General features: G+C 31.9%; 22 protein-coding genes. 9 read left to right on the forward strand and 13 right to left on the reverse strand.

The window, feature by feature from the left end:
- The 9 genes from ACI9TV_RS10370 to ACI9TV_RS10410 all read right to left on the reverse strand — a co-directional run.
- Positions 1-553, reverse strand: a 553-nt coding sequence (locus ACI9TV_RS10370) for a M99 family carboxypeptidase catalytic domain-containing protein (RefSeq protein WP_415250722.1), incomplete at its 3' end; no start/stop codon positions are given.
- Entirely contained in the window at positions 553-1,518 is a 966-nt protein-coding gene (locus tag ACI9TV_RS10375) for a L,D-transpeptidase family protein (protein WP_415250723.1), read from the reverse strand. The genes ACI9TV_RS10370 and ACI9TV_RS10375, both read right to left, overlap by 1 nt.
- Positions 1,508-2,392 (reverse strand): GTPase Era, encoded by an 885-nt coding sequence (gene era / locus ACI9TV_RS10380; RefSeq protein WP_415250724.1) that lies wholly within the window; start codon positions 2,390-2,392, stop codon positions 1,508-1,510. Before era ends, ACI9TV_RS10375 begins: the two co-directional genes overlap by 11 nt.
- 11 nt (positions 2,393-2,403) lie before the next feature.
- The gene (gene hslU, locus ACI9TV_RS10385) at positions 2,404-3,732 is read right to left on the reverse strand and encodes an HslU--HslV peptidase ATPase subunit (RefSeq protein ID WP_415250725.1); all 1,329 of its coding nucleotides are present in this window, start codon (positions 3,730-3,732) and stop codon (positions 2,404-2,406) included.
- Positions 3,732-4,274 carry an ATP-dependent protease subunit HslV gene (gene hslV, locus ACI9TV_RS10390; protein ID WP_415250726.1) on the reverse strand — a complete coding sequence of 181 codons (543 nt, stop codon included), beginning with the start codon at positions 4,272-4,274 and terminating at the stop codon, positions 3,732-3,734. The genes hslU and hslV overlap by 1 nt, the downstream gene beginning before the upstream one ends.
- 6 nt (positions 4,275-4,280) lie before the next feature.
- On the reverse strand, positions 4,281-4,727 hold the full coding sequence (gene rplI / locus ACI9TV_RS10395; RefSeq protein ID WP_415250727.1) for a 50S ribosomal protein L9: 447 nt from the start codon (positions 4,725-4,727) through the stop codon (positions 4,281-4,283).
- A complete protein-coding gene (locus ACI9TV_RS10400; protein ID WP_415250728.1) occupies positions 4,727-5,464 on the reverse strand; it encodes a ferredoxin-thioredoxin reductase catalytic domain-containing protein in 738 nt (245 codons plus the stop codon). The genes rplI and ACI9TV_RS10400 overlap by 1 nt, the downstream gene beginning before the upstream one ends.
- A gap of 78 nt (positions 5,465-5,542) precedes the next feature.
- Entirely contained in the window at positions 5,543-6,778 is a 1,236-nt protein-coding gene (locus ACI9TV_RS10405) for an argininosuccinate synthase (protein ID WP_415250729.1), read from the reverse strand.
- Positions 6,779-6,942: 164 nt separating this feature from the next.
- On the reverse strand, positions 6,943-7,347 hold the full coding sequence (locus ACI9TV_RS10410; protein WP_415250730.1) for a flagellar protein FlaG: 405 nt from the start codon (positions 7,345-7,347) through the stop codon (positions 6,943-6,945).
- 155 nt (positions 7,348-7,502) lie between these two features.
- On the opposite strand from ACI9TV_RS10410, the gene ACI9TV_RS10415 reads away from it, so the two are divergent.
- The 6 genes from ACI9TV_RS10415 to ACI9TV_RS10440 all read left to right on the forward strand — a co-directional run bounded on the left by ACI9TV_RS10415 (position 7,503) and on the right by ACI9TV_RS10440 (position 12,127).
- Entirely contained in the window at positions 7,503-8,696 is a 1,194-nt protein-coding gene (locus ACI9TV_RS10415; protein ID WP_415250731.1) for an MFS transporter, read from the forward strand.
- Positions 8,697-8,948, forward strand: a complete 252-nt coding sequence (locus ACI9TV_RS10420; protein WP_415250732.1) for a hypothetical protein — start codon at positions 8,697-8,699, stop codon at positions 8,946-8,948.
- Positions 8,938-9,210, forward strand: coding sequence for a hypothetical protein (locus ACI9TV_RS10425; protein WP_415250733.1), 273 nt, complete (start codon positions 8,938-8,940; stop codon positions 9,208-9,210). Before ACI9TV_RS10420 ends, ACI9TV_RS10425 begins: the two co-directional genes overlap by 11 nt.
- A 35-nt stretch (positions 9,211-9,245) precedes the next feature.
- Complete coding sequence (locus tag ACI9TV_RS10430; RefSeq protein ID WP_415250752.1) at positions 9,246-10,523, forward strand: MATE family efflux transporter; 1,278 nt, start codon at positions 9,246-9,248, stop codon at positions 10,521-10,523.
- Between the two features lie 91 nt (positions 10,524-10,614).
- Complete coding sequence (locus ACI9TV_RS10435) at positions 10,615-11,898, forward strand: citrate synthase (protein WP_415250734.1); 1,284 nt, start codon at positions 10,615-10,617, stop codon at positions 11,896-11,898.
- A 37-nt stretch (positions 11,899-11,935) separates the two neighbouring features.
- Entirely contained in the window at positions 11,936-12,127 is a 192-nt protein-coding gene (locus ACI9TV_RS10440; RefSeq protein ID WP_415250735.1) for a BRCT domain-containing protein, read from the forward strand.
- Positions 12,128-12,294: 167 nt separating this feature from the next.
- Here the strand turns inward: ACI9TV_RS10440 and ACI9TV_RS10445 are convergent, their stop codons facing one another.
- A complete protein-coding gene (locus ACI9TV_RS10445; RefSeq protein WP_415250736.1) occupies positions 12,295-12,957 on the reverse strand; it encodes a response regulator transcription factor in 663 nt (220 codons plus the stop codon).
- A complete protein-coding gene (locus tag ACI9TV_RS10450) occupies positions 12,954-14,846 on the reverse strand; it encodes an FIST N-terminal domain-containing protein (RefSeq protein WP_415250737.1) in 1,893 nt (630 codons plus the stop codon). Before ACI9TV_RS10450 ends, ACI9TV_RS10445 begins: the two co-directional genes overlap by 4 nt.
- Positions 14,847-15,034: 188 nt before the next feature.
- On the opposite strand from ACI9TV_RS10450, the gene ACI9TV_RS10455 reads away from it, so the two are divergent.
- The 3 genes from ACI9TV_RS10455 (at position 15,035) to ligA (ending at position 19,460) form a co-directional block, all read left to right on the forward strand.
- Positions 15,035-16,531 (forward strand): aldehyde dehydrogenase family protein, encoded by a 1,497-nt coding sequence (locus tag ACI9TV_RS10455; RefSeq protein WP_415250738.1) that lies wholly within the window; start codon positions 15,035-15,037, stop codon positions 16,529-16,531.
- Between the two features lie 83 nt (positions 16,532-16,614).
- Complete coding sequence (locus tag ACI9TV_RS10460; protein WP_415250739.1) at positions 16,615-16,989, forward strand: DUF779 domain-containing protein; 375 nt, start codon at positions 16,615-16,617, stop codon at positions 16,987-16,989.
- Between the two features lie 518 nt (positions 16,990-17,507).
- Positions 17,508-19,460, forward strand: a complete 1,953-nt coding sequence (gene ligA / locus ACI9TV_RS10465; RefSeq protein ID WP_415250740.1) for an NAD-dependent DNA ligase LigA — start codon at positions 17,508-17,510, stop codon at positions 19,458-19,460.
- Between the two features lie 224 nt (positions 19,461-19,684).
- Here the strand turns inward: ligA and ACI9TV_RS10470 are convergent, their stop codons facing one another.
- Entirely contained in the window at positions 19,685-19,957 is a 273-nt protein-coding gene (locus tag ACI9TV_RS10470; protein ID WP_415250741.1) for a hypothetical protein, read from the reverse strand.
- Entirely contained in the window at positions 19,938-20,423 is a 486-nt protein-coding gene (locus tag ACI9TV_RS10475; RefSeq protein WP_415250742.1) for a hypothetical protein, read from the reverse strand. The genes ACI9TV_RS10470 and ACI9TV_RS10475 overlap by 20 nt, the downstream gene beginning before the upstream one ends.
- Between the last annotated feature and the right edge of the window lies 1 nt (position 20,424).

The raw sequence follows: 20,424 nt of genomic DNA on the forward strand, positions 1-20,424 counted from the left end.
AAGCATGATGCTCTTGTATTAAGACTTTATTTATATTATTTTTAACTTGAGAAGCAATTTGGTTTAGGTTTCCAAAAGGTTGGTTTTCATTGAGTTTACATTGATCAATGACACAAGTTTGTCCCCATGCATTTGGATTAAATATTTTACCCTGAAAATCTTTTCTGTAGAATCCATGTCCATCATGAAGATTCAGGACTAGAGAGACATTTTGAGAGAGAATGAGCTTTTTAACTTCTTCTACAATTTTTTTATCTTTGTCGTGTTCTTTAATAAATGAAAATTTTCTATTCATATCTCCATGAACACCACGTTTGTTGTCTCTAATACTTATTTTATTAAGATTGGGAACAATCCATAAATTTTTTGTTTCTATAGAGTAGTGTGTTGCAAGAATAGATCCAGCAAAGTAACTACCGGGTTCATTCCCATGAATACCAGCAATGACGAGTAGTGTAGTATTTGAATCTTTATTTGTTTTCTTGATAACTTGTATGTTGGCATTTAATGTTAAAGCAAAAAAAAAGATTAAATATAAGGTTTTTCTTCGCATTACTTCTCTGTAAATATTTGAAAATTATTGTTTTTATCAATTTTAATCATGAGGGTTTTATCTCCCTCAAATGTGAAACTGCTCGAAGCATAAAATTCTTTAAAGGTAATTTGAAATACATCTTTTGTATTTGGGTATGGAACTAAATTAATATCAGTGAATGTAATTTTTTTCTTTTCTGCTTTTTTAAAAATTCTTGTTTTATATGCAATAAATCTAGAATATTTCATACCATCATCTCGAACAAAATCTTTAGAATAAAAGGATAAATATTTCTCTGTGTCATTATATAACCAGCTATATCTCCATTGATATAAGTTAGCAAGAATCTTTGCTAATATTTTTTTTGAAACTTCTTTAGTTTTTGTTTGTGGATTGATAATTAGCAATGTAGAATCTATATTTACTTCTTTATCAAGGCAGACTATATTTTCATTGTTTATAGCAATACAACCTTTAGTATAGTCATCTCTTTCTTGTTCTGTTGGAAGACCATGTATCCATATACCAGAGCCATTTTTTCCTTTATATTTATCATAAATATTAGGATAAGTTGTTACAAATGCGAGAGGTCCATAAAAAGAGTCAAGTTTTGATATTTTTTTTTCTATAGTGTAGAGTCCTATTGGAGTTTTTAAATCTCCTTCCTTTACTTTATCACCTTTTATCTTTCCTGTAAAAGCGTTATACTTTTCTATAGGAATAAATTTCTTTTTTTCATCATTCTTAAATAGACTTAATGTTGATTTTTCTTTATTACATGTTAAAATTGATTGATACGATTCTAAGTAACCAAATGAAGTGTCAATATTCTTTATATGCTGATACCAATATGAGTCATATGTAAGTTCCAAGTCCATTTGTTTTTCTACATCTTGTATACCATGTATTCTATAGTTTGTTAATATAGAATTGGCATACATTGAAATACTCAATAGTAAAAGTAGCGCAATTTTATTTAACATTTTCGTACCCAATCTCTTTTAAAAAGTTCTTATCTTTTGTCCAGCCTTTTTTAACAGTAACTTGTAGTTCTAAAAAAGCTTTTTTTCCACTTAGTATTTCTATCTTATTCCGGGCATATGTGCCTATACGTTTAATAGAGTCTCCACCTTTACCAATAATAATACCTTTTTGGGATTCTTTTTCAATGATTATAGTAGCGCGAATTCTATCAATTTTTTCTTCTTCTTGGATGGAATCAATTATGACATCAGATTCGTAAGGAATTTCATCACTAATATTTTCAAAAATACCTTCACGAATAAACCCAGAGTATATATCACGTACTAATTCACTTGTTAAATCTTCTGGATCAAAAAGAAAAGGAGATTCAGGAAGATGCTTTGAAATGACTTTAAGTAATTCATTGTGTCCCAACTTTTTTGGAACTGCAATAGGGATAAGTGCTTCAAATTGATCAGCATAAGGAGAGTAAGAACTAATGCGTTTAAATAGTTTTTCTTGGGATACCTGATCTATTTTTGCAATTACAATAATATGTTTAACTTTATTAGCATTAAGCTTTAAAAACTTTTCATAATGCTCAACACCATCAGTAACTGGAGCGAGGTAAACAATTAAATCACAATCACCCATAGCCTTAAGTGCTTCATCTAGCATATATTGGTTGAGAATTTTTTCTCTTTCATGGATACCTGGCGTATCTACAAAAATTATTTGAGTGTCTTCATGCATAACTATAGCATTTGATCGACGTCTTGTTGCATTGGCTTTTTGAGACACCATAGCAATCTTTTCACCTAAAAGTGAATTCATTAAAGTACTTTTCCCTGCATTAGGACGCCCAATTAAAGAAACAAAACCTGCTTTAGTCATGTGTTATAGCCTTATAAAATATATCTGGATAAATCTTCGTCTTCTACTACTTCATCTAGTTTTTCATGAACATACTCTGAAGTAACAGTGTATGTTTTATTTTGATATTCATCTGCTTTAAAGCTAATCTCTTCAAGAATTTTCTCTAAAACTGTATGTAAGCGTCTTGCCCCAATATCTTCAGTTAGCTCATTCGCTCTATGTGAAAGTTTAGCAATGGCTCTAACTGCTTCATCTTCAAAAGTAAGAGTCATTCCTTCTACGCTTAGAAGTGCTTCGTACTGTTTAAGTAATGAGTTTTGAGTTTGTGTGAGAATTTTGTACAAAGTATCTTCTGTTAAAGATTCTAGTTCAACTCTTAGAGGAAAACGACCTTGCAGTTCAGGAATTAAATCACTTGGTTTACTTACATGAAAGGCACCAGCTGCGATGAAAAGTATATGATCTGTATTTATGACGCCATACTTTGTGGTAACACTACTTCCTTCAACAATGGGAAGTAAATCTCTTTGAACACCTTCTTTAGATGGATCATTTCTTCCTTGTGCTTTCTCACTGACAGCAATTTTATCAATTTCATCTAAAAAGATTATACCACCATCTTCAGCACGTCTTAGAGCTTCAGCATTTATACTTGTCGTATCGAGAAGTTTTTGACTTGCTTCAAGTTTTAAAATTGATTTTGCATCTTTAACTGTCACTTCTTTTTTATTGTCTTGTTTATTAATTGTTGAAAATATTTGAGAAAAACTTTCTTGTACTTTAGCCATTTCTGGAGGTAAGTTACTATCGTCAAATTCTACATTTATTTTATCAAATTCTAGTTCTATGATTTTTTCATCCATTTCACCAGATTGTACACGTTTTTCCATAACTTCAAGTAATCTTTGGTAATCGTCTTTTTTACTCTCACTCGCTGATTCTGGAAGAGGAGGAAGAAGTTTTTCAACTATTTTATTTAAAATATAGTTATCCATTTTTCCTTGATTTGCTTCTTCTTGTTCCGCTTTTACGATAGTGATCGAGTTTGTAACTAAATCTCGAATCATAGATTCAACATCACGACCAACAAAACCAACTTCGGTGTATTTGGAAGCTTCGACTTTAATAAATGGAACTTTCATCATCTTTGCTAAACGACGGGAAATCTCTGTTTTACCAACACCAGTAGAACCAATCATTAAAATATTTTTTGGAGTGATTTCATCTTGGAGTTTTTTATCGAGCTGCATTCGACGGTATCTTGTACGTAAAGCAAGCGCTATAGTTTTTTTAGCATCACGTTGAGATATTACATAATCATCAAGATAAGCTACAATCTCTTTTGGAGTTAAGTTCATTATTTGTTGCCCTCGAGACTTAGAGTTTTAATATTATGATTTGTATATATACATAAATCAGCTGCGACAGATAAACTCTCTTTAACAAGTTCTTCTTCGCTAAGCTGTGTATGCTTTTTAAGTGCGCGCGCTGCTGATATTGCATAGTTTCCACCACTTCCAATAGAAGCAATTTCACCATCTTCCGGTTCCACTACATCTCCATTTCCGGTAAGAATGAAAATATGATCATTATTTAAAACAATCATCATAGCTTCCAAGCGGCGAAGAACTTTATCTTTTCTCCATGCTTTAGAAAACTCTATAACAGATTTTAAAAGGTCACCTTTTTTATTTTCAAGAAATTCTTCAAACATATCAAAAAGATTAAAAGCATCAGCAGTACTACCTGCAAAACCAGCAAGAATCTTACCCTTACCAAGTGTACGGATCTTAGTAGCATTACCTTTAAGTACAGAGTCGCCAAAAGTAACTTGACCATCTCCACCAATTACAGCTTTATTCTTGCCTTTATAAGCAAGTATTGTAGTAGCATCAAACATCGTTATTTATTCTCCTTGAACATCCACGTGTAATGTTGCATGAATTCCGTGGCCTAATTTAAAGTCTAAGTCGTGTTCGCCAATTGTTTTAATAGCAGATTTTTCATTAATATGTTTTTTGTCGATTTCAATACCATGTTGATCTTTTAATGCAACTGCTATTTCTTCTTTAGTAACAGCACCAAAAAGATGGCCATTTTGACCAAGCTTTTTTGTGATAATAATCTCTGCTTTATCTAGCTTTTTCATTATCTCTTTAAGAAAATTTACTTCTTTTTCGAGATGTGCAGCTACTATGACTTGGTCTTGCGCATGTTGTTCTAAAATTTCTGGTGTAGCATGTCTAGCAAAACCTTTACCAATTAAAAAGTTTTTACCATATCCGTCTTTAACTTCTTTAACTTCGCCAGTTTTACCTAAACTTTTAACATCTTTTATCAATAATACTTTCATTATCTTTCCTTTTCTCCACCATAAGAAACAATACCATGAGTTAAGTTTCCAATTTTTGAATAACCCATATCAGTTAAAATTCTTGCACAGTGAGCCGAACGACTTCCAACATGACAATAGAGTATGATATTTTCATCTTTAGACAATTTCGCTTCATCAAGAGTTTGGAAAAAGCTTGATGTTGGTACTAGTGCATCAGAGCCTTTTATATGACCCATTTCCCATTCCATATGTTCACGAACATCCACAAGTTTAAAATCAACCATTTTAAGCTCTTTTGCTTCAAGTAAAGAGATGAGTTCATCACTATCTATCTCACTTTGAGCTACAAGCATTTCAGCTTCTTCTTTTGTTAGTCCACGTGAATGTGTATGTGCAACTTCTTCCATACCAAGTTCGAGTCTTTTAGATGCTGCATATTCTGGAGTACAGAATATTCCACAGTGACATGCTCCAAGTTCTGGTATTTCTTTTTCAATAGCAGGAGTACAAGGACATGTTCTGTTATCAACACTTTGAGGTTTTCCATCAACTTCTTCAACCATAAAACATGGGCAAAATAGTTTATTGTACATCATCTTGTTTCGTGCAAGACCCATTTGTACACCCTCATTTACTGTTTCTTCTGGATTATATTCCCAACCACGTGATTCACATACTTTGTCTGTAAATTTTATAGTTTTGTTCATTCTTTCTTGGAACTCAGGCGAATTCATGTCGATTTTTACTATGCTCATATTTTATAGTCCTTTGATTTCATTTTATTATAAAAGGGAAGTACTTCCCTTATTTACGTTGTTACAGTGTTTATTTATTTAGTGATTTCTTTTTTTACCAGCGATGATTCTTCTTAGTGCATTAAGTTTAATAAATCCTTCCGCATCTTTTTGGTTATATACTTCATCTTCTTCAAATGTTGAATGTTCTTCTGAGTAGAGTGACATATTTGACTCACGTCCAACTACTTCTACATTCCCTTTGTAAAGTTTTAGTTTAACAGTACCTTGAACATATTTTTGAGTAGTGTCTATTGCTGCTTGTAACATCTCACGTTCTGGTGAAAACCAAAAACCGTTGTAGATAAGTTCAGCATATTTAGGGATCATCCCATCTTTCATATGTGCTTCTTCTCGGTCTAAACATATAGATTCAATTGCACGATGTGCTTTTAGCATAATTGTTCCACCTGGAGTCTCATAACATCCACGTGCTTTCATCCCTACAAAACGATTTTCAACTATATCAATTCTACCAATACCGTGTTTGTTACCATACTCGTTTAAAGTTCTAAGCATTGTTGCTGGAGAAAGTTCTTTTCCATTGAGTGAAACTGGATCACCATTTTTGTATCCAATAGTAATATATTCTTTTTCATCAGGAGCATTCTCTGGTGAAGAAGACCATAGCCACATAGATTCTTCTGGTTCATTCATTGGATCTTCTAAGTGAAGTCCTTCGTAGGAGATATGAAGTAAGTTTGCATCCATTGAGTAAGGACTAATGCTTGGGTTTCCATCTGCATCAACATGTTTCTGATCGATGTTGATTCCATGTTCTTTCGCGTATGTTAAAAGTTTTTCACGTGAATTTAAATCCCATTCTCTCCATGGAGCGATTACTGTAATATCGGGGTTAAGTCCAAGGTAACCAAGCTCAAATCTCACTTGGTCATTTCCTTTTCCAGTTGCTCCATGGCTTACTGCATCAGCACCCATTTTCTCAGCTATTTCAATCTGTTTTTTTGCGATAAGTGGTCTTGCTATTGAAGTACCAAGTAGATATTCACCTTCATAAATAGCATTTGCTCTAAACATAGGAAACACATAATCTTTTACAAATTCTTCTTGAATATCAAGAATAAAAATATTTTCAGGTTTGATACCATTGTCTAATGCTTTTTGACGTGCAGGTTCTACCTCTTCACCTTGACCCAAATCAGCGGTAAAGGTGATAACTTCAGCTTTATACTCGTCTTGCAACCATTTTAAAATGATACTAGTATCTAGCCCACCAGAATAAGCGAGAACTACTTTTTTAACTTCTTTTTTCATATAAAAAACCCTATCGTGTAAAATAATTGGAGAGATTTTACTACAAAATAGATTAAAAAATGTTGAGTGCAGAGGGATATGTAAAGAATGTTGTAAAATATTAATTTAAAGTAATATATAAAAAACTAGAGAAGAATATGTCAGATAAAAAGGGTAAAGGTTATTTACCCTTTCGCGTCAAATAACATTCCCGTAACTTCTTGCATTTTAGGTAAAAAATCTGCGGCTTGCTCAGCTGGAAATCTTCTAATCATTTTACTTGTCTCAGATTCAATGACTGATACGTAAAATACATCATCTGTGTCAACACCAAATCTTAAATTTGTGTTCATCGGTGCCATTGCTTTATTTAAGTCATCAACAAGATTATCCATTTGTGCTTTAGAATTAATTTTTTCACTTGGTTTGGAAGCGTTTTGAATATCTTCAACTAAGTTCTCTTGCTTTGGTGCTTGAACTTGTGCTTGTTGCTGAACTTGTTGTGCTACTCTTCCTTGAGAAGCTCCAGAATCAACCTGTGTATTAACCTGAGTTTGTTGTTGCTTCGCAACATTCGCTATGCCGTCCATGACTAACTCCTTTATTACTTTAATATTCTTAAAAGAATATGCTTATTACACAATATATCGACTATAAAAATAATAACTTTAATTTCATATATATAAGTTTTTTAAATTCCTTTATTTTAAAGTTTTATGATACCCTTACATTCATGAATGAGTATATGAAACTATTACAATCAGAAGCTATTTTAAAACGTTTATCTATTATCCAACTTATTGCGTATTTTGGGGCATGGTTTTCTAATATAGCAATATATACCTTGCTTTTAAATATGAAAGTATCTCCCGAGGTAGTGGCTTTTGTAGCGATGCTACATTTTTTATCAGGTGTTATTCAAGCACCTTTTTCTGGTGTTATTATAGACAGTGTTAAACCAAAAAAATTGATGCTTAGTTTGATAGTTGTAGAAATTTTTGCAACAATAGGTTTACTTAGTATCAACGAAGTATCTGATCTAAATTTTCTTTATGTTTTAATATTTTTCAAGATGGCAGCTGCAAGTTTTTACTTTACTACGGAAATGTCTTTACTCCCAAAAATCCTTGATGGAGATAAATTACAAAAGGCAAATGAACTGCATTCTATCATTTGGTCTTTATCATATACGCTAGGAATGGCAATAAGTGGTTTTGTTGTATATATGCTGGGTGTAAAGATAGCTTTTGTTTTAGATGCTCTGATGTTCGTGGTTAGCTTTTTTCTACTCTTGAAACTAGATATAAAAGTAGAAGTTATAAAGTCAGGTGAAAATATACTTGAAATGATGAGAGGTACATTCTCTTATCTTAAACAATATCCACATGCACTTCACCTTATGTTGATCCATGCTTTTGTAGGACTAACTGCTTTTGATGCATTAGTAGCTTTAATGGTAGATCAGTATTATGCATCTGTAATTGCAACATCTTTAGCATTAGGACTTTTACACTCTTCTCGAGCTTTGGGTTTAGTGATAGGCCCTATTATTTTAGGTAAATGGGTAAACAATAAGCGTATGGCATATATATTTATTTTTCAAGCATTAGCAGTATATGTATGGGCATTTTTTATGCATAATTTTTATCTCTCTTTAGTCGCTAGTTTTATAGTTGGACTTTTTACGACAACTTTATGGTCGTATACATATACATTGTTACAAAAGAACATTGAAGAAAAATATTATGGTCGCATAGTTGCCTATAATGATATGCTATTTTTAGGTACTGCGGCTTTTACATCTTTTATGATAGGCTTTTTAAGTACACATGACTTTTCTTTAGAATATACGGCTTTCATCCTAGGTTCTGGTTTTATTATCGGAGCAATTTATTTTTCATGGGTAGTTCGTACTCATAATATTAAGGAAATAATATAAATGAGTTTTGCAATCTTAGGTGGAATACTTTTGAACATTGGTGCATACTTAACCTACAAAGGTAAAATTTATCAGGCAGTTACCGTGTATTTATTTGCAGATATGTGCTGGATATTTATGGCATATGAAAAAAGTGATTATATTGGAGCTTTTTTTATTATAACAGGGACTACATTTGGTTTCTTAGCATATAGAAAAATGAGAAATGGGGAAATGAAAAAAACATTGAACAAGGAAGAAAATGATTTATAAATCAAAAGATGGAGATATCGACTTAGCTGCCATAACAAGGCTATATCCAGCTGCAGTGATTGAAATGTATGGTGAAGTGGCTGAAATGAGTTTAGAATGGATGGAAGGTAATGGAGATAAAGTGAAGTTACTTCATTATGTACTTGTTTTTGATTTGACTCCATTAAGTGCAGAAGTAAAAGAAAAGAAAACACTTGTATATGAAACAAGAGAAGAACTTATAGATGCAATGACAGAGGTAGCTCAATTTTTCGACAATTAATTTCAAAAGATACTAAAGCAGTTTTTACTTTAGCAATTCCCGCAGCACTTAAACACCTTGTAGATATACTCCAAATTCTTATAGATATGTTAATGGTTGGAATGATAAGTATTTATGCTCTCGCCGCTGTTGGTATGAGTATGCAATTTATGATGGTAATTAATGTTTTGATGACATTGTATGTAGTGGGTGGAAATGCTCTCATATCAAGGTTTATTGGTCAAGGTAGAAAAAGAAGAGCTTCTTCATTACTCTATGCTTTAGGAATTTTTGCCATTCTTCTTTCTGTATTTGTAACGATTGGAGGTTACTTAGGAAGTGAAAATATATACATATGGATGGGTTCAGAACCAGAGGTAGTAGAACAGGGTAAACTTTACTTTCAAATTCTTTCACTTGGAATTGTGTTTATATTTTTGGATTCACTTTTGTATAACGCACTCTCAGCTGCGGGAGATACGTCTAGTTCACTTTACATAAAACTTTTCTCAGCCGGTTTAAATGCTTTTTTAAATTATGTTTTCATATTTGGTAACTTCGGTTTTGAGGCTATGGGGATTGAAGGTGCTGCTTATGCTACGGTAATCTCTTATATGTTTAATATTGTTGCGTACATTTTATTTTTACGTAGGGCAAGCTCAAAGTTACATTTAATACCAATCATAAGAATAAAAGATCTAAAAAGAGTTTGGAATGTAGGTTATTCTGCTGCCCTTGATCGCGGAATCTCTAGTATGAGCTTTTTAGTTTTTGTCTCCATCATTACTGCTTATGGAACAGCAGAACTAGCTGGCTATCAAGTAGGACTTAGAGTTGAAGGGATTGCTTTTATGCCAGGTTTTGGGTTTGCAGTTGCTTCTATGGCTTTAGTAGGTCAGAGTTTAGGTGCAGGGGATAAGAACAAAGCTTTTAACATGGGCATAATAAGTGGAAGAATTGCGTATGTATTTATGGGAAGCGTGGGTATTGTTTTAATTACTTTTCCTGAGTATTTGGTTAGTTTTTTTACTCATGACATGGCAACGATCGCAGTAGCATCGAAGTATCTTATACTTGTGGGGCTAGCACAAATTCCACTTGCAATTATGTTTGTATATTCATCTTCACTTCGAGGTGCTGGAGCAACTAAAACAACTTTAAAGATAAATGTACTTTCTTTATGGTTTTTAAGAGTGGTACCTTCGTATATTGCATATAAAATGGGTTACGGGGTAATCACTATATTTATTATAATGAACGTAGAAACACTTATAAAAGGTATAATTTATTGGTATATCTATCAAAAACGTACATGGCTAGACACTAAGGTTTAATTTAGGTTAATCAAAGTAATGTTTTTTCTGAATTTTTCAGTATAATATTTGGATTAGAGAAGATATCTAATCTTTAATAAGGAAAATTATTATGAATACTAATACAGTCACTATTACAGACAATAGAAATGATAAAAGCTATGAATTTGAGATTTTAGATGCAACGAGAGGTCCTAGTGTAGTAGATATATCTAGTTTTTACAGCGAAACTGGAATGTTTACTTATGACAATGGCTTTACATCAACAGCAAACTGTACATCAGAAATAACTTTTATAGATGGAGTTAAAGGTGAACTTAGGTATCGTGGAATAGAAATAGAAGAGCTAGCATTAAACCATACATACTTAGAAACTTGCTACCTACTTTTAAATGAAAAACTTCCAAATAAAGACGAGTTAGTAGAGTTTGATTTAGAACTTCGTCATCGCTCTTTAGTACACGAAAGTCTTAGACATCTTTTTCAGGCTTTTCCAGCAGGTGCACATCCAATGGCTACCCTTTCATCAGCTACAGCGGCTTTATCTTCATTTTATTATGATCATTTAGAGATTACTGATGAAAATGGTTACCAAGAGATGGCAAGAAGAATTATTGCAAAGATGCCAACTGTTGCTGCCTTCGCATATAGACATTCGATTGGAGCACCTTTCATCCATCCAGATATAGACAGAAGTTTTAGTGAAAACTTTTTGTATATGCTTCGAGCTTATCCTGGTGGGAAAATGCATGTAGGCCCAGATGGTGAATACTCAATTAAAGATATTGAAGTAGAAGCTCTTGATACAATTTTTACACTCCATGCAGACCATGAACAAAATGCTTCTACTTCTATTGTTAGAGGTGTTGCTTCAACTGGAGCTCATCCTTATGTTGCTATTAGTTCTGGTATTTCTGCACTTTGGGGTAGAGCTCATGGTGGGGCAAATGAATCTGTAATTGCTCAGTTAGAGTTGATTGGCAGTGTTGAAAATGTAGATAAGTACATAGCTAAGGCCAAAGACCCTAATGATGAATTTAGACTTATGGGATTCGGTCATCGTGTTTACAAAAATTTTGATCCTAGAGCAAAGGTGTTAAAAGGCTTACAAGATCAACTTAAAGATGAGTTACATTTAGATTCAAATCTTATGCAAATAGCAAATAAAATTGAAGAAATTGCACTGAGTGATGAGTACTTTGTAAGCAGGAAGCTTTATCCAAATATCGACTTTTATTCTGGTGTAATCTTAACTGCGCTTAACATTCCAAAATCAATGTTTACCCCTGTTTTTGTAATAGGGAGAACGGTAGGTTGGATAACACAATGGATAGAGTTTAAAAAAGATCCTAAAACTAAAATATCACGACCTAGACAACTCTATAGGGGTCAGTAATTAAGTTCAGGAGTGGTAACTTAAATTCACACACTTTTTGACTAGACTTCAAACTATTTTAGAGCCTCTAGAACCTGTAAAAAAAAAAGAAGCAAAAGAAAACCCATTTAAAACTAAAACCGTAGTTCTAGCGGGCACTATGAGTGAATTACGTGGAGCTATAAAAGAGATCTTAGAAAATCTTGGCGGAATAGTATCAAGTTTAGTTTCTAAAAAACAGACTTTTTAATTTTCGGTAATGATGCTGGAAGTAAGTATGATAAGGCAATGGGTTTAGGTGTAGCATGTGTTACAGAGGAAGAAATGAGAGAGATGCTATACGACTAGATAAAAAACTCTTATTACTTTTTTGCTAGCAGGCATCTAGCGGTAGAGCTTAAATCATTGTTCTAAGAGTTAGTGGTTTGGTCTTTCTATCATATATCCTGTTCCTCGAATATTATTTATGAAATCTTCTTTTAAAACTTTTTTTACTCTATTCACTTCTGCTCTTATTGTTGCATTGTCTATGAGATCATCATTCCATACGTAATCTCTAAACATATCGTAATTACAGACTAAACTTCTATTATTTGTCAATAACTCTATTATTTGAAGTTGCCTTTTTCTTATTACTTGTGGCTCATTATTGAAATACAATGTCATATTTTCGCAATCAAAACTATAAGATTTAGAGAGTCTTTTATGTTTCATTGGAACAGCTCTTGTTTTTAAAATCTTATCTATTCTAATTACAAGTTCTTTAAGGTGAAAAGGTTTTTTTAAATAGTCATGACATCCTATATCAAATGCTCTAGAAATATCTTCTATATCTAATAAAGCAGAGATAAATATAGTCGGAATCATCCTTTTTTCTTTATGAAGATTCTCTAAAATTGTTAATCCATCTATACCTGGTACATTTATATCAAAAACTAAAAGGTCAAATCTTTCATCTTTTAATATTTGAGTACATTGCGTACCATCTTTAACGGAGTGTACAGCATGCCCTGTTGAGATTAGATATTGAGTAATGGTATCATTTAACATAATATCATCTTCTAAAAGTAATATTTTCATATTTTTCCTTTAAATATATACTCAAATGATGTTTTATCTTGGGTTGATTTTACATTTATTACTACATCTTCTTCTGTGCATATTCGTTTAACTAAATTTAATCCTAATCCAAATCCATTTTTGGATAATTCTTCCCTATAATATTCTTCAAATATTTTCTCTGGTTCTTGTATCTTTTTAGAATGGCTAGATATTACTAAACTATAATTATGTTCTCTTTTTTCTAGTATTATATAAATATTTTCATTTTCATGACTATATTTAATCGCATTTGTGAGTGTATTGTCAATGATTCTTTGTAATTTTGATTCATTAAAGAAAATTATCATTTCATCTTTTGGTATATTAAATATAAATTGACTGTTTACTCTTTGTGCAACAGTTGAGAAAAAATCTACTCTAATTCTTACATAATCTACTAAATCTATTCTATGTTTTGGATATTCTAGTTGATCCTTCTTTACTAAATAACTTAAATCATCATATATAGAACACAAATTTTTAAGAGCAATTTCTATATTTGTAATATATTTATTTTTACCATTCTCCATCTCATAGAGTTCTATGTTTCCCATTATTACTGATAGTGGTGTATTTGTCTCATGTACAGCATGTTTTAAAAATTGCTTTTGAGATGCTAATAGATTTTGAGAATATATTTTTTCATTTTTTAAAACTATGGATTGTTCTTGATAATCACTAGTGCTTTTTTGAATCAAATGTGTTAATGATTTTAGAGTTTTTGCAAAGGATGTCTCACAATTGTTTTTAGTATATTTTTTAGTATTTATCTTTTGTTCTATATTTTTTTCTTCTGATTCACTTAAAGCTACTATTGTTAAAGTTTGATTTAAAAGCTCATTATGTCCATCTTGATGGAAAAACTCTGCATAAGAAAAAAATCCTGATGTTGGGGCAACATCTGAAAAAGGCTCAATTTCTACCTTGATTAAATCCCCCATATATCTTCTTCTTGCCATACATGAGTATATATAAAATGTTTCGATTGGATATGAAGTAAGATTATTAAAAGAACTCAAAGAATTACTCATAATAGCTTCTGCATCACCAAAACTCAATTTTACGATATCTCCTTTTCTTAGATTACCTCCACAACTTAAACTTCCGTCTAAATGTTGTTTTAAAACAGCTCTAGCTGTTGGTATTCCATTTCTTTGTACTATTAATGGAAATTCTGTTTGTGCAACACTTTCACCTAAATAATTTTTATAAAATTCAGATGGTTTCATACCACTTATTGAATAGATTCTATTCCCTTGAACTTCATCTATAGTATGTTCTAATCCTATAGGAATCCAGTCAAATTTTCTTCTATTATTAATTTGTAAGACATCAGAATTTAAAGAGATTGCTACATAACCCTCAGAGATAATTTTGGTTCCCAGACTAATATTAGTCTCTTTAAATAGACCATTATCACCTGCCATGCCACCACAAACAATAATGCTATTATCAAATTCTTCTATGCCTTTTAAATAGTCTTCCGAATTTGTACCGATTCCACAAGTAAATGTTATTAGAAGTTTTGTATTTCTTCTTTTTAATTTTTTGGCTATTTCATATCCACTTTGGAAACATCTATCTCCTTCTATAAGATGGGCCTGTAAAGATGTCTTTTCAAATATAGAAATAGATATAGTTGTTTGATGTGTAGAGATAACTGAATTAGTAATCTCTCCGTCGGTTGTAGTTCCTATACATATTGCATTTGGAATATTTTCATTTAATATTTTAGATAAATATTCTAAAGTATTTTTATCTTCTCCAGAAAATATTTGAATAAGAATACTTTCCTTTTGTTCAAATACAGAATAGTCAATTTTCGTAATAAATTTGTTATCTTTAAATGAGTAGTTGTAAGTTTTCATATAAATATAGTATCGGAAGTTTATTTATTTTTCCTATAAATAGATAATAATACCTTATACATGGGGAATAATAGTGACTATTTCATGAGGCTATAATCAGGCTATAATCAAAATGTATACTTGCTCAATGAAAAGATTTAACACTTTTAAAATTGTTAAACTTCTTCAAAAAAAGTTAAGGATATAAAATGGCATATACTAAACCTCAGTACAAAGCACAATTTGAAAACTTCATTGGTGGAGAATGGGTAACACCTTTAAGTGGAGAGTATTTTGATAATATTTCACCAGTAGATGGAGAAATTCTTACAAGAATTCCAAGATCAAACGAAGCTGATGTGGATGCAGCGGTAGCAGCTGGAGTAGAAGCATTCAAAACATATAAACATTCTAGTGTGATAGAGAGAAGTACATTATTAAATAAGATTGCAGATGCAATTGAATCAAAATTAGAATATATTGCGATTACAGAAACTTTAGATAATGGAAAAGCGATTAGAGAAACTTTATTAGCTGACGTACCTTTAGTTGTAGATCATTTCAGATATTTTGCTTCTGTAATTAGAGGTGAGTCTGGTGATGTTTCTGATTTAGATACAAACACAATTTCTCAAGAAGTTCATGAGCCTCTAGGTGTTGTTGCACAAATTATACCATGGAATTTTCCGTTATTAATGGCTGCATGGAAAATTGCACCTGCTATTGCTGCTGGAAATGCTGTTGTTATGAAACCAGCGTCTGCTACTCCTTTGTCAATCCTAGTTTTGATGGAAGCTATTCAAGAAGTTCTTCCAAAAGGTTTAGTAAATATCATTAATGGTGCTGGTGGAAAAATTGGTAAACATTTATCAACTCATCCAGATATCAAAAAAGTTGGATTTACTGGTGAAACTACAACTGGTCAGTTAATTATGCAATATGCAACTGAAAATATCATCCCTTCTACACTAGAGCTTGGTGGAAAATCACCAAATATCTTTTTAGAGTCTATCATGGATAAAGATGATGAGTTCTTTGACAAAGCGATAGAAGGATTAGTACTATTTGCATTTAATTCTGGTGAAGTTTGTACTTGTCCTTCACGTGCTCTTATCCAAGAATCAATTTATGAACCATTCATGAAAAGATGTTTAGAAAGAATTGAAGCTATTACTCAAGAAAATCCACTAGATCCTACAACTAAAATGGGTGCTCAGTGTTCAGTTTCTCAAAAAGAAAAAATCTTAGACTATATTAAAATTGGTAAAGATGAAGGTGCTGCATGTCTAATTGGTGGTGAAGCTTATGACAATAAAACTTATCCAAATGGTTTCTATATTAAACCAACAATTTTAAAAGGTCATAATAAAATGAGAGTTTTCCAAGAAGAAATTTTTGGACCTGTTTTAGCGGTAACTACTTTTAAAACAGAAGAAGAAGCTTTAGAGATTGCAAATGATAGTATTTATGGACTCGGTTCTGGTGTATGGTCAAGAGATGCACATCAATTACATAAATTCTCAAGAGGAATTGAAGCTGGTAGAGTATGGGTAAATTGTTACCACTTATATCCATCTCATGCATCATTTGGTGGTTATAAAAAGTCAGGAATCGGTAGAGAAACTCACATGATGATGTTAAACTCTTATAGACACACAAAAAATATCTTAACTTCTTACAGTAAAGATGCTATGGGATTCTTTTAATAAGTATCTTGTAAAAATAATTTAAAAGGTATAGAATATATTTCTATACCTTTTTCTACGTAATACTAAATAAAGGCTAATATATGAGTACTCAAAGACTATCTGTAAGCTCTAATGCTGCTGAAATTATAGAAAGATTAAAAAAAGAAAGTGGCGAATTAGTATTTAACCAAAGCGGTGGTTGTTGTGATGGTACAGCTCCCATGTGTTATGAAAAAAGTGATTTTCATGTACCTTCTCGTAACATTAAATTAGGTGAAATTTGTGGTGTAGAATTTTTTATTGATAAAGATCAATTTGAATACTTTAAACACTCTCACATTGAAGTTGACGTAAAAGAAGAAAAAGGTGCTTTTGGAAATTCTTTCTCATTAGAAATAGATATGGGCTACCAATTTTTGACAAAATCTAGAATATTTTCGGATGAAGAATATAGAAATTTAGAGGATATTATCTAAATATTGAACGACTTAAAATATTTAGCAACAGTCTTCCTAACCCTCCAAGACATAAATTTTTGTTAACTTCTTATTTAATATACATCTTTGTATCCCACGCTGATTTGTATTAATAGTGTGACCCGTCTAAGTATCAAATTGCTATAATAATAAATCTTTGCTTTCATAAAAAAGTTCATTTATAAGGGGCAGACCCCTGCAGTTGAGTTTTCTAACAGTATTGTTTGGTTGATTATGCCATCGATGACACTCCTTTTAACTTTTCCTTCTTTGATTAAAAAAGGCTTTGGATTTTATGTGAGTATGGGGTTTTCGATAATGATGACAGTCTTTGCTTACTATAGTGTTGTTTCTATTTTAGATAAACTAGGTGTAAAGTTATGATACTTTTAGTGAGCCAGCAACAGTAGCAATATTTGGATTAAATTTTAGAAAAAGTTGTTTGATTTTTATGGGGCAGTATACTCTATCGAGATCAGTAATTAAGTTCTAATATACTTTAAGATAAAATCCTTTTTATGAATAAAGAAGAGTATATAAAAGCAATAGAGGATTTAAACCTCTATTCCCACCATTATTATGTTTTAGATGATCCCATTACTACTGATGAAGTTTATGATAAGTTATATCATGAAGTAGTTGACTATGAAGAAAAAAATCCCCAAGAGATGCTTACAAATTCGCCCACACAAAGAGTGGGCGATATTATTAGTGAAGGCTTTACTAAAGCTTCACATCTATCAAGAATGTGGTCATTAGAAGATATCTTTGATTCGGCTGGTTTAGAGAAATGGCTTACAAAGACTTATAAGCTTGACTCAAATATCACTTTTTATTGTGAGCCAAAGTTTGATGGAGCTTCCCTTAATCTCGTATATGAAAATGGACACCTTGTTCAGGGGATTACTCGTGGCGATGGAACTGTTGGTGAATTAATCACGCAAAATATAAAAACAATCAAATCAGTTCCACTTACAATAGCTCATAAAGAACGTATAGAAATTCGTGGTGAAGTAGTTATTTTTAAAGATGAGTTTGAAAAAATTAACGAAAGAAGATTAGCAGAAGGTGAAGCAGTTTTTGCAAACCCCAGAAATGCAGCAGCAGGAAGCTTACGTCAGCTAGACTCTAGCGTAACTGCTTCGAGAAACTTAGTATTTTTACCGTATGGAGTGGGTGTTGATACTTTAGATATGAAATATCTTCACAAAAAAATGGATTTTATTTACGACTTAGGATTTAGAAAACCACCTGAGAGAGCTGTTTGTAAAGGTTATGATGAGATAGAATCTATTTATAAGCAGATGGTGCACGATAGAGATTCTTACTCTATGATGTTAGATGGCATGGTTGTGAAAGTTGATCAAATAGCATCACAAATAGATATGGGTTATACAGTCAAAGTTCCTCGTTTTTCTGTGGCGTATAAATTTCCAGCAGTTGAGAAGATAACAACAGTAAAAGAGATAGTACTTCAAGTAGGAAGAACCGGTGCTGTAACTCCTGTTGCAATAGTTGAGCCAACAGATATAGATGGTGTTGTAGTTGAGCGTGCGACACTTCATAATTTTGATGAGATAGACAGAAAAGATATTCGTTTGAATGATAAAGTTATTATTTTAAGAAGTGGCGATGTTATTCCTAAAATCATTAAAGTTTTAACGCATGAACGTAATGGTTCTGAAGTAGCCGTTATACGACCAACTGAGTGTCCAGTATGTTCGAGTGAGCTTTTGGATGAGGGTGTTTTACTTAAATGTCAAAATCTTTCATGTGAGGCTAGGGTAGTAAATTCCATCATGTATTTTGCTTCAAAGCCATGTTTAAATATTGATGGTTTAGGTATTAAGATTGTAGAAGCTTTATTTACTTCTGGATTGGTGAAAAATGTAACAGACTTATTTGATTTAACTTTAGAATCTCTTTTAGAACTAGAGGGTTTTAAAGAGAAAAAATCTCAAAATTTACTTGACTCTTTGCAAAACGCAAAAGGGTCCGATTATTGGAGATTTGTCAACTCTTTAGGGATTGAGCATGTTGGTGAAGTAGCCTCAAAAACTTTAAGTGAAAACTTTGGCTTTTCTTTTGTAGATGCAAGTAAAGAGCAAATCATAGCATGTGATGGAATTGGTGAAGAAATGGCTGAATCAGTCTTAGAGTTTGTTCGGGTCAATCGTGAGATTATTGTTAATCTTCAAAATATATTGGAGCCACTTGAACCAGTACAACGTGAAGAAGCAAAAGAGAATCCTTTTAAAGGAAAAACTGCAGTGCTTACTGGAACGATGAGTCAATCTCGTGGAGCTATAAAAGAGATACTTGAAGAACTTGGCGCAAAAGTATCTGGTTCTGTTTCTAAAAAGACAGATTTTCTCATTTATGGTGAAGACGCTGGAAGTAAGTATGACAAAGCCATGAGTTTAGGTGTGAGATGTTTAACTGAATCAGAGATGCGAGCAGAGCTTGAGTAAATTTGAACTTGAGAATAAAGAAAAGTAAGAAAATTAAACCAACTGATTAAGAAAATAATTATGAATATTGTTATTGTTTTAAGTAGATTTTGATAGAGTTTAAAAACTCTACTTGAACTTAATGAGAAAATGATGAAATAATTGTCCTATCCCTAAAAGCCTTTAACCTATTGACAATTACTCCACAAAAGAAAGATAGAAATACCTATTAGTTTTTTAAAACTTTAGTTATTAATGCTATCAAAATCTTCTTGTGTTGTAAATGATAATCCAACCGGAGAATAAGGATAAAGTACTGCTTTAATATCTTCCTCTGTAGTATAAGATAAAACGACAGGAGAGTAAGGACTTTGTATCGCTTTAAAATCTTCTTGTGTTGTAAAAGAGAGAATAACTGGTTCAAATTCATTACTACTTTCTTGTTTACTTTCACAACCTGTAAAGAAGATACCTATTGCTATTAATAAAGACAATAGTTTAATAATTTGTAATTTCATCTGCTCTTCCATCTCTATAGATGAGTACTCTTTTTTTCACTTCCAACACAATATTTTCATCATTTACCTGTGTAATCTCAAAGTATAGTTCCTCTTTTTCAATGTGTCCATCGATAACTTCATCGCTGTATGGAGAATCATAGAGATATTTTATTCTAAACGATTTCCCGATTGTTGTAAATCGATCATATAATTTAGTAAATGTTGTTTCATCAATTGCATCGACTTGATTGTAGAACTCCCTTTTCATAACAAAGTAACGATTATGAAATCCATTTTCAGAGAAAAATGTATCATTTTCAATTATACTACATTCCGTACTCCCATATGAACATTGTTGTATCACAATATTAGAGTACTGATTTAGATTTGTAATTTTTGCATAAATTTGGTGATTCCATTCAACTGGGGCAATAGCACCTTTGAGTATTGAAAGTGTAATAATTAAAGCTAGTAATATCTTCATC

The sequence above is a fragment of the Sulfurimonas sp. genome (assembly GCF_047622445.1).
Lineage (GTDB): Bacteria > Campylobacterota > Campylobacteria > Campylobacterales > Sulfurimonadaceae > Sulfurimonas.

Excerpts from the sequence above, each read along its gene's own strand:
- ACI9TV_RS10375 (WP_415250723.1), bottom strand. The coding sequence starts at position 1,518 with ATGTTAAATAAAATTGCGCTACTTTTACTATTGAGTATTTCAATGTAT.
- era (WP_415250724.1), bottom strand. The coding sequence starts at position 2,392 with ATGACTAAAGCAGGTTTTGTTTCTTTAATTGGGCGTCCTAATGCAGGG.
- hslU (WP_415250725.1), bottom strand. The coding sequence starts at position 3,732 with ATGAACTTAACTCCAAAAGAGATTGTAGCTTATCTTGATGATTATGTA.
- hslV (WP_415250726.1), bottom strand. The coding sequence starts at position 4,274 with ATGTTTGATGCTACTACAATACTTGCTTATAAAGGCAAGAATAAAGCT.
- rplI (WP_415250727.1), bottom strand. The coding sequence starts at position 4,727 with ATGAAAGTATTATTGATAAAAGATGTTAAAAGTTTAGGTAAAACTGGC.
- ACI9TV_RS10400 (WP_415250728.1), bottom strand. The coding sequence starts at position 5,464 with ATGAGCATAGTAAAAATCGACATGAATTCGCCTGAGTTCCAAGAAAGA.
- ACI9TV_RS10405 (WP_415250729.1), bottom strand. The coding sequence starts at position 6,778 with ATGAAAAAAGAAGTTAAAAAAGTAGTTCTCGCTTATTCTGGTGGGCTA.
- ACI9TV_RS10410 (WP_415250730.1), bottom strand. The coding sequence starts at position 7,347 with ATGGACGGCATAGCGAATGTTGCGAAGCAACAACAAACTCAGGTTAAT.
- ACI9TV_RS10415 (WP_415250731.1), top strand. The coding sequence starts at position 7,503 with ATGAAACTATTACAATCAGAAGCTATTTTAAAACGTTTATCTATTATC.
- ACI9TV_RS10420 (WP_415250732.1), top strand. The coding sequence starts at position 8,697 with ATGAGTTTTGCAATCTTAGGTGGAATACTTTTGAACATTGGTGCATAC.
- ACI9TV_RS10425 (WP_415250733.1), top strand. The coding sequence starts at position 8,938 with ATGATTTATAAATCAAAAGATGGAGATATCGACTTAGCTGCCATAACA.
- ACI9TV_RS10435 (WP_415250734.1), top strand. The coding sequence starts at position 10,615 with ATGAATACTAATACAGTCACTATTACAGACAATAGAAATGATAAAAGC.
- ACI9TV_RS10445 (WP_415250736.1), bottom strand. The coding sequence starts at position 12,957 with ATGAAAATATTACTTTTAGAAGATGATATTATGTTAAATGATACCATT.
- ACI9TV_RS10450 (WP_415250737.1), bottom strand. The coding sequence starts at position 14,846 with ATGAAAACTTACAACTACTCATTTAAAGATAACAAATTTATTACGAAA.
- ACI9TV_RS10455 (WP_415250738.1), top strand. The coding sequence starts at position 15,035 with ATGGCATATACTAAACCTCAGTACAAAGCACAATTTGAAAACTTCATT.
- ACI9TV_RS10460 (WP_415250739.1), top strand. The coding sequence starts at position 16,615 with ATGAGTACTCAAAGACTATCTGTAAGCTCTAATGCTGCTGAAATTATA.
- ligA (WP_415250740.1), top strand. The coding sequence starts at position 17,508 with ATGAATAAAGAAGAGTATATAAAAGCAATAGAGGATTTAAACCTCTAT.
- ACI9TV_RS10470 (WP_415250741.1), bottom strand. The coding sequence starts at position 19,957 with ATGAAATTACAAATTATTAAACTATTGTCTTTATTAATAGCAATAGGT.
- ACI9TV_RS10475 (WP_415250742.1), bottom strand. The coding sequence starts at position 20,423 with ATGAAGATATTACTAGCTTTAATTATTACACTTTCAATACTCAAAGGT.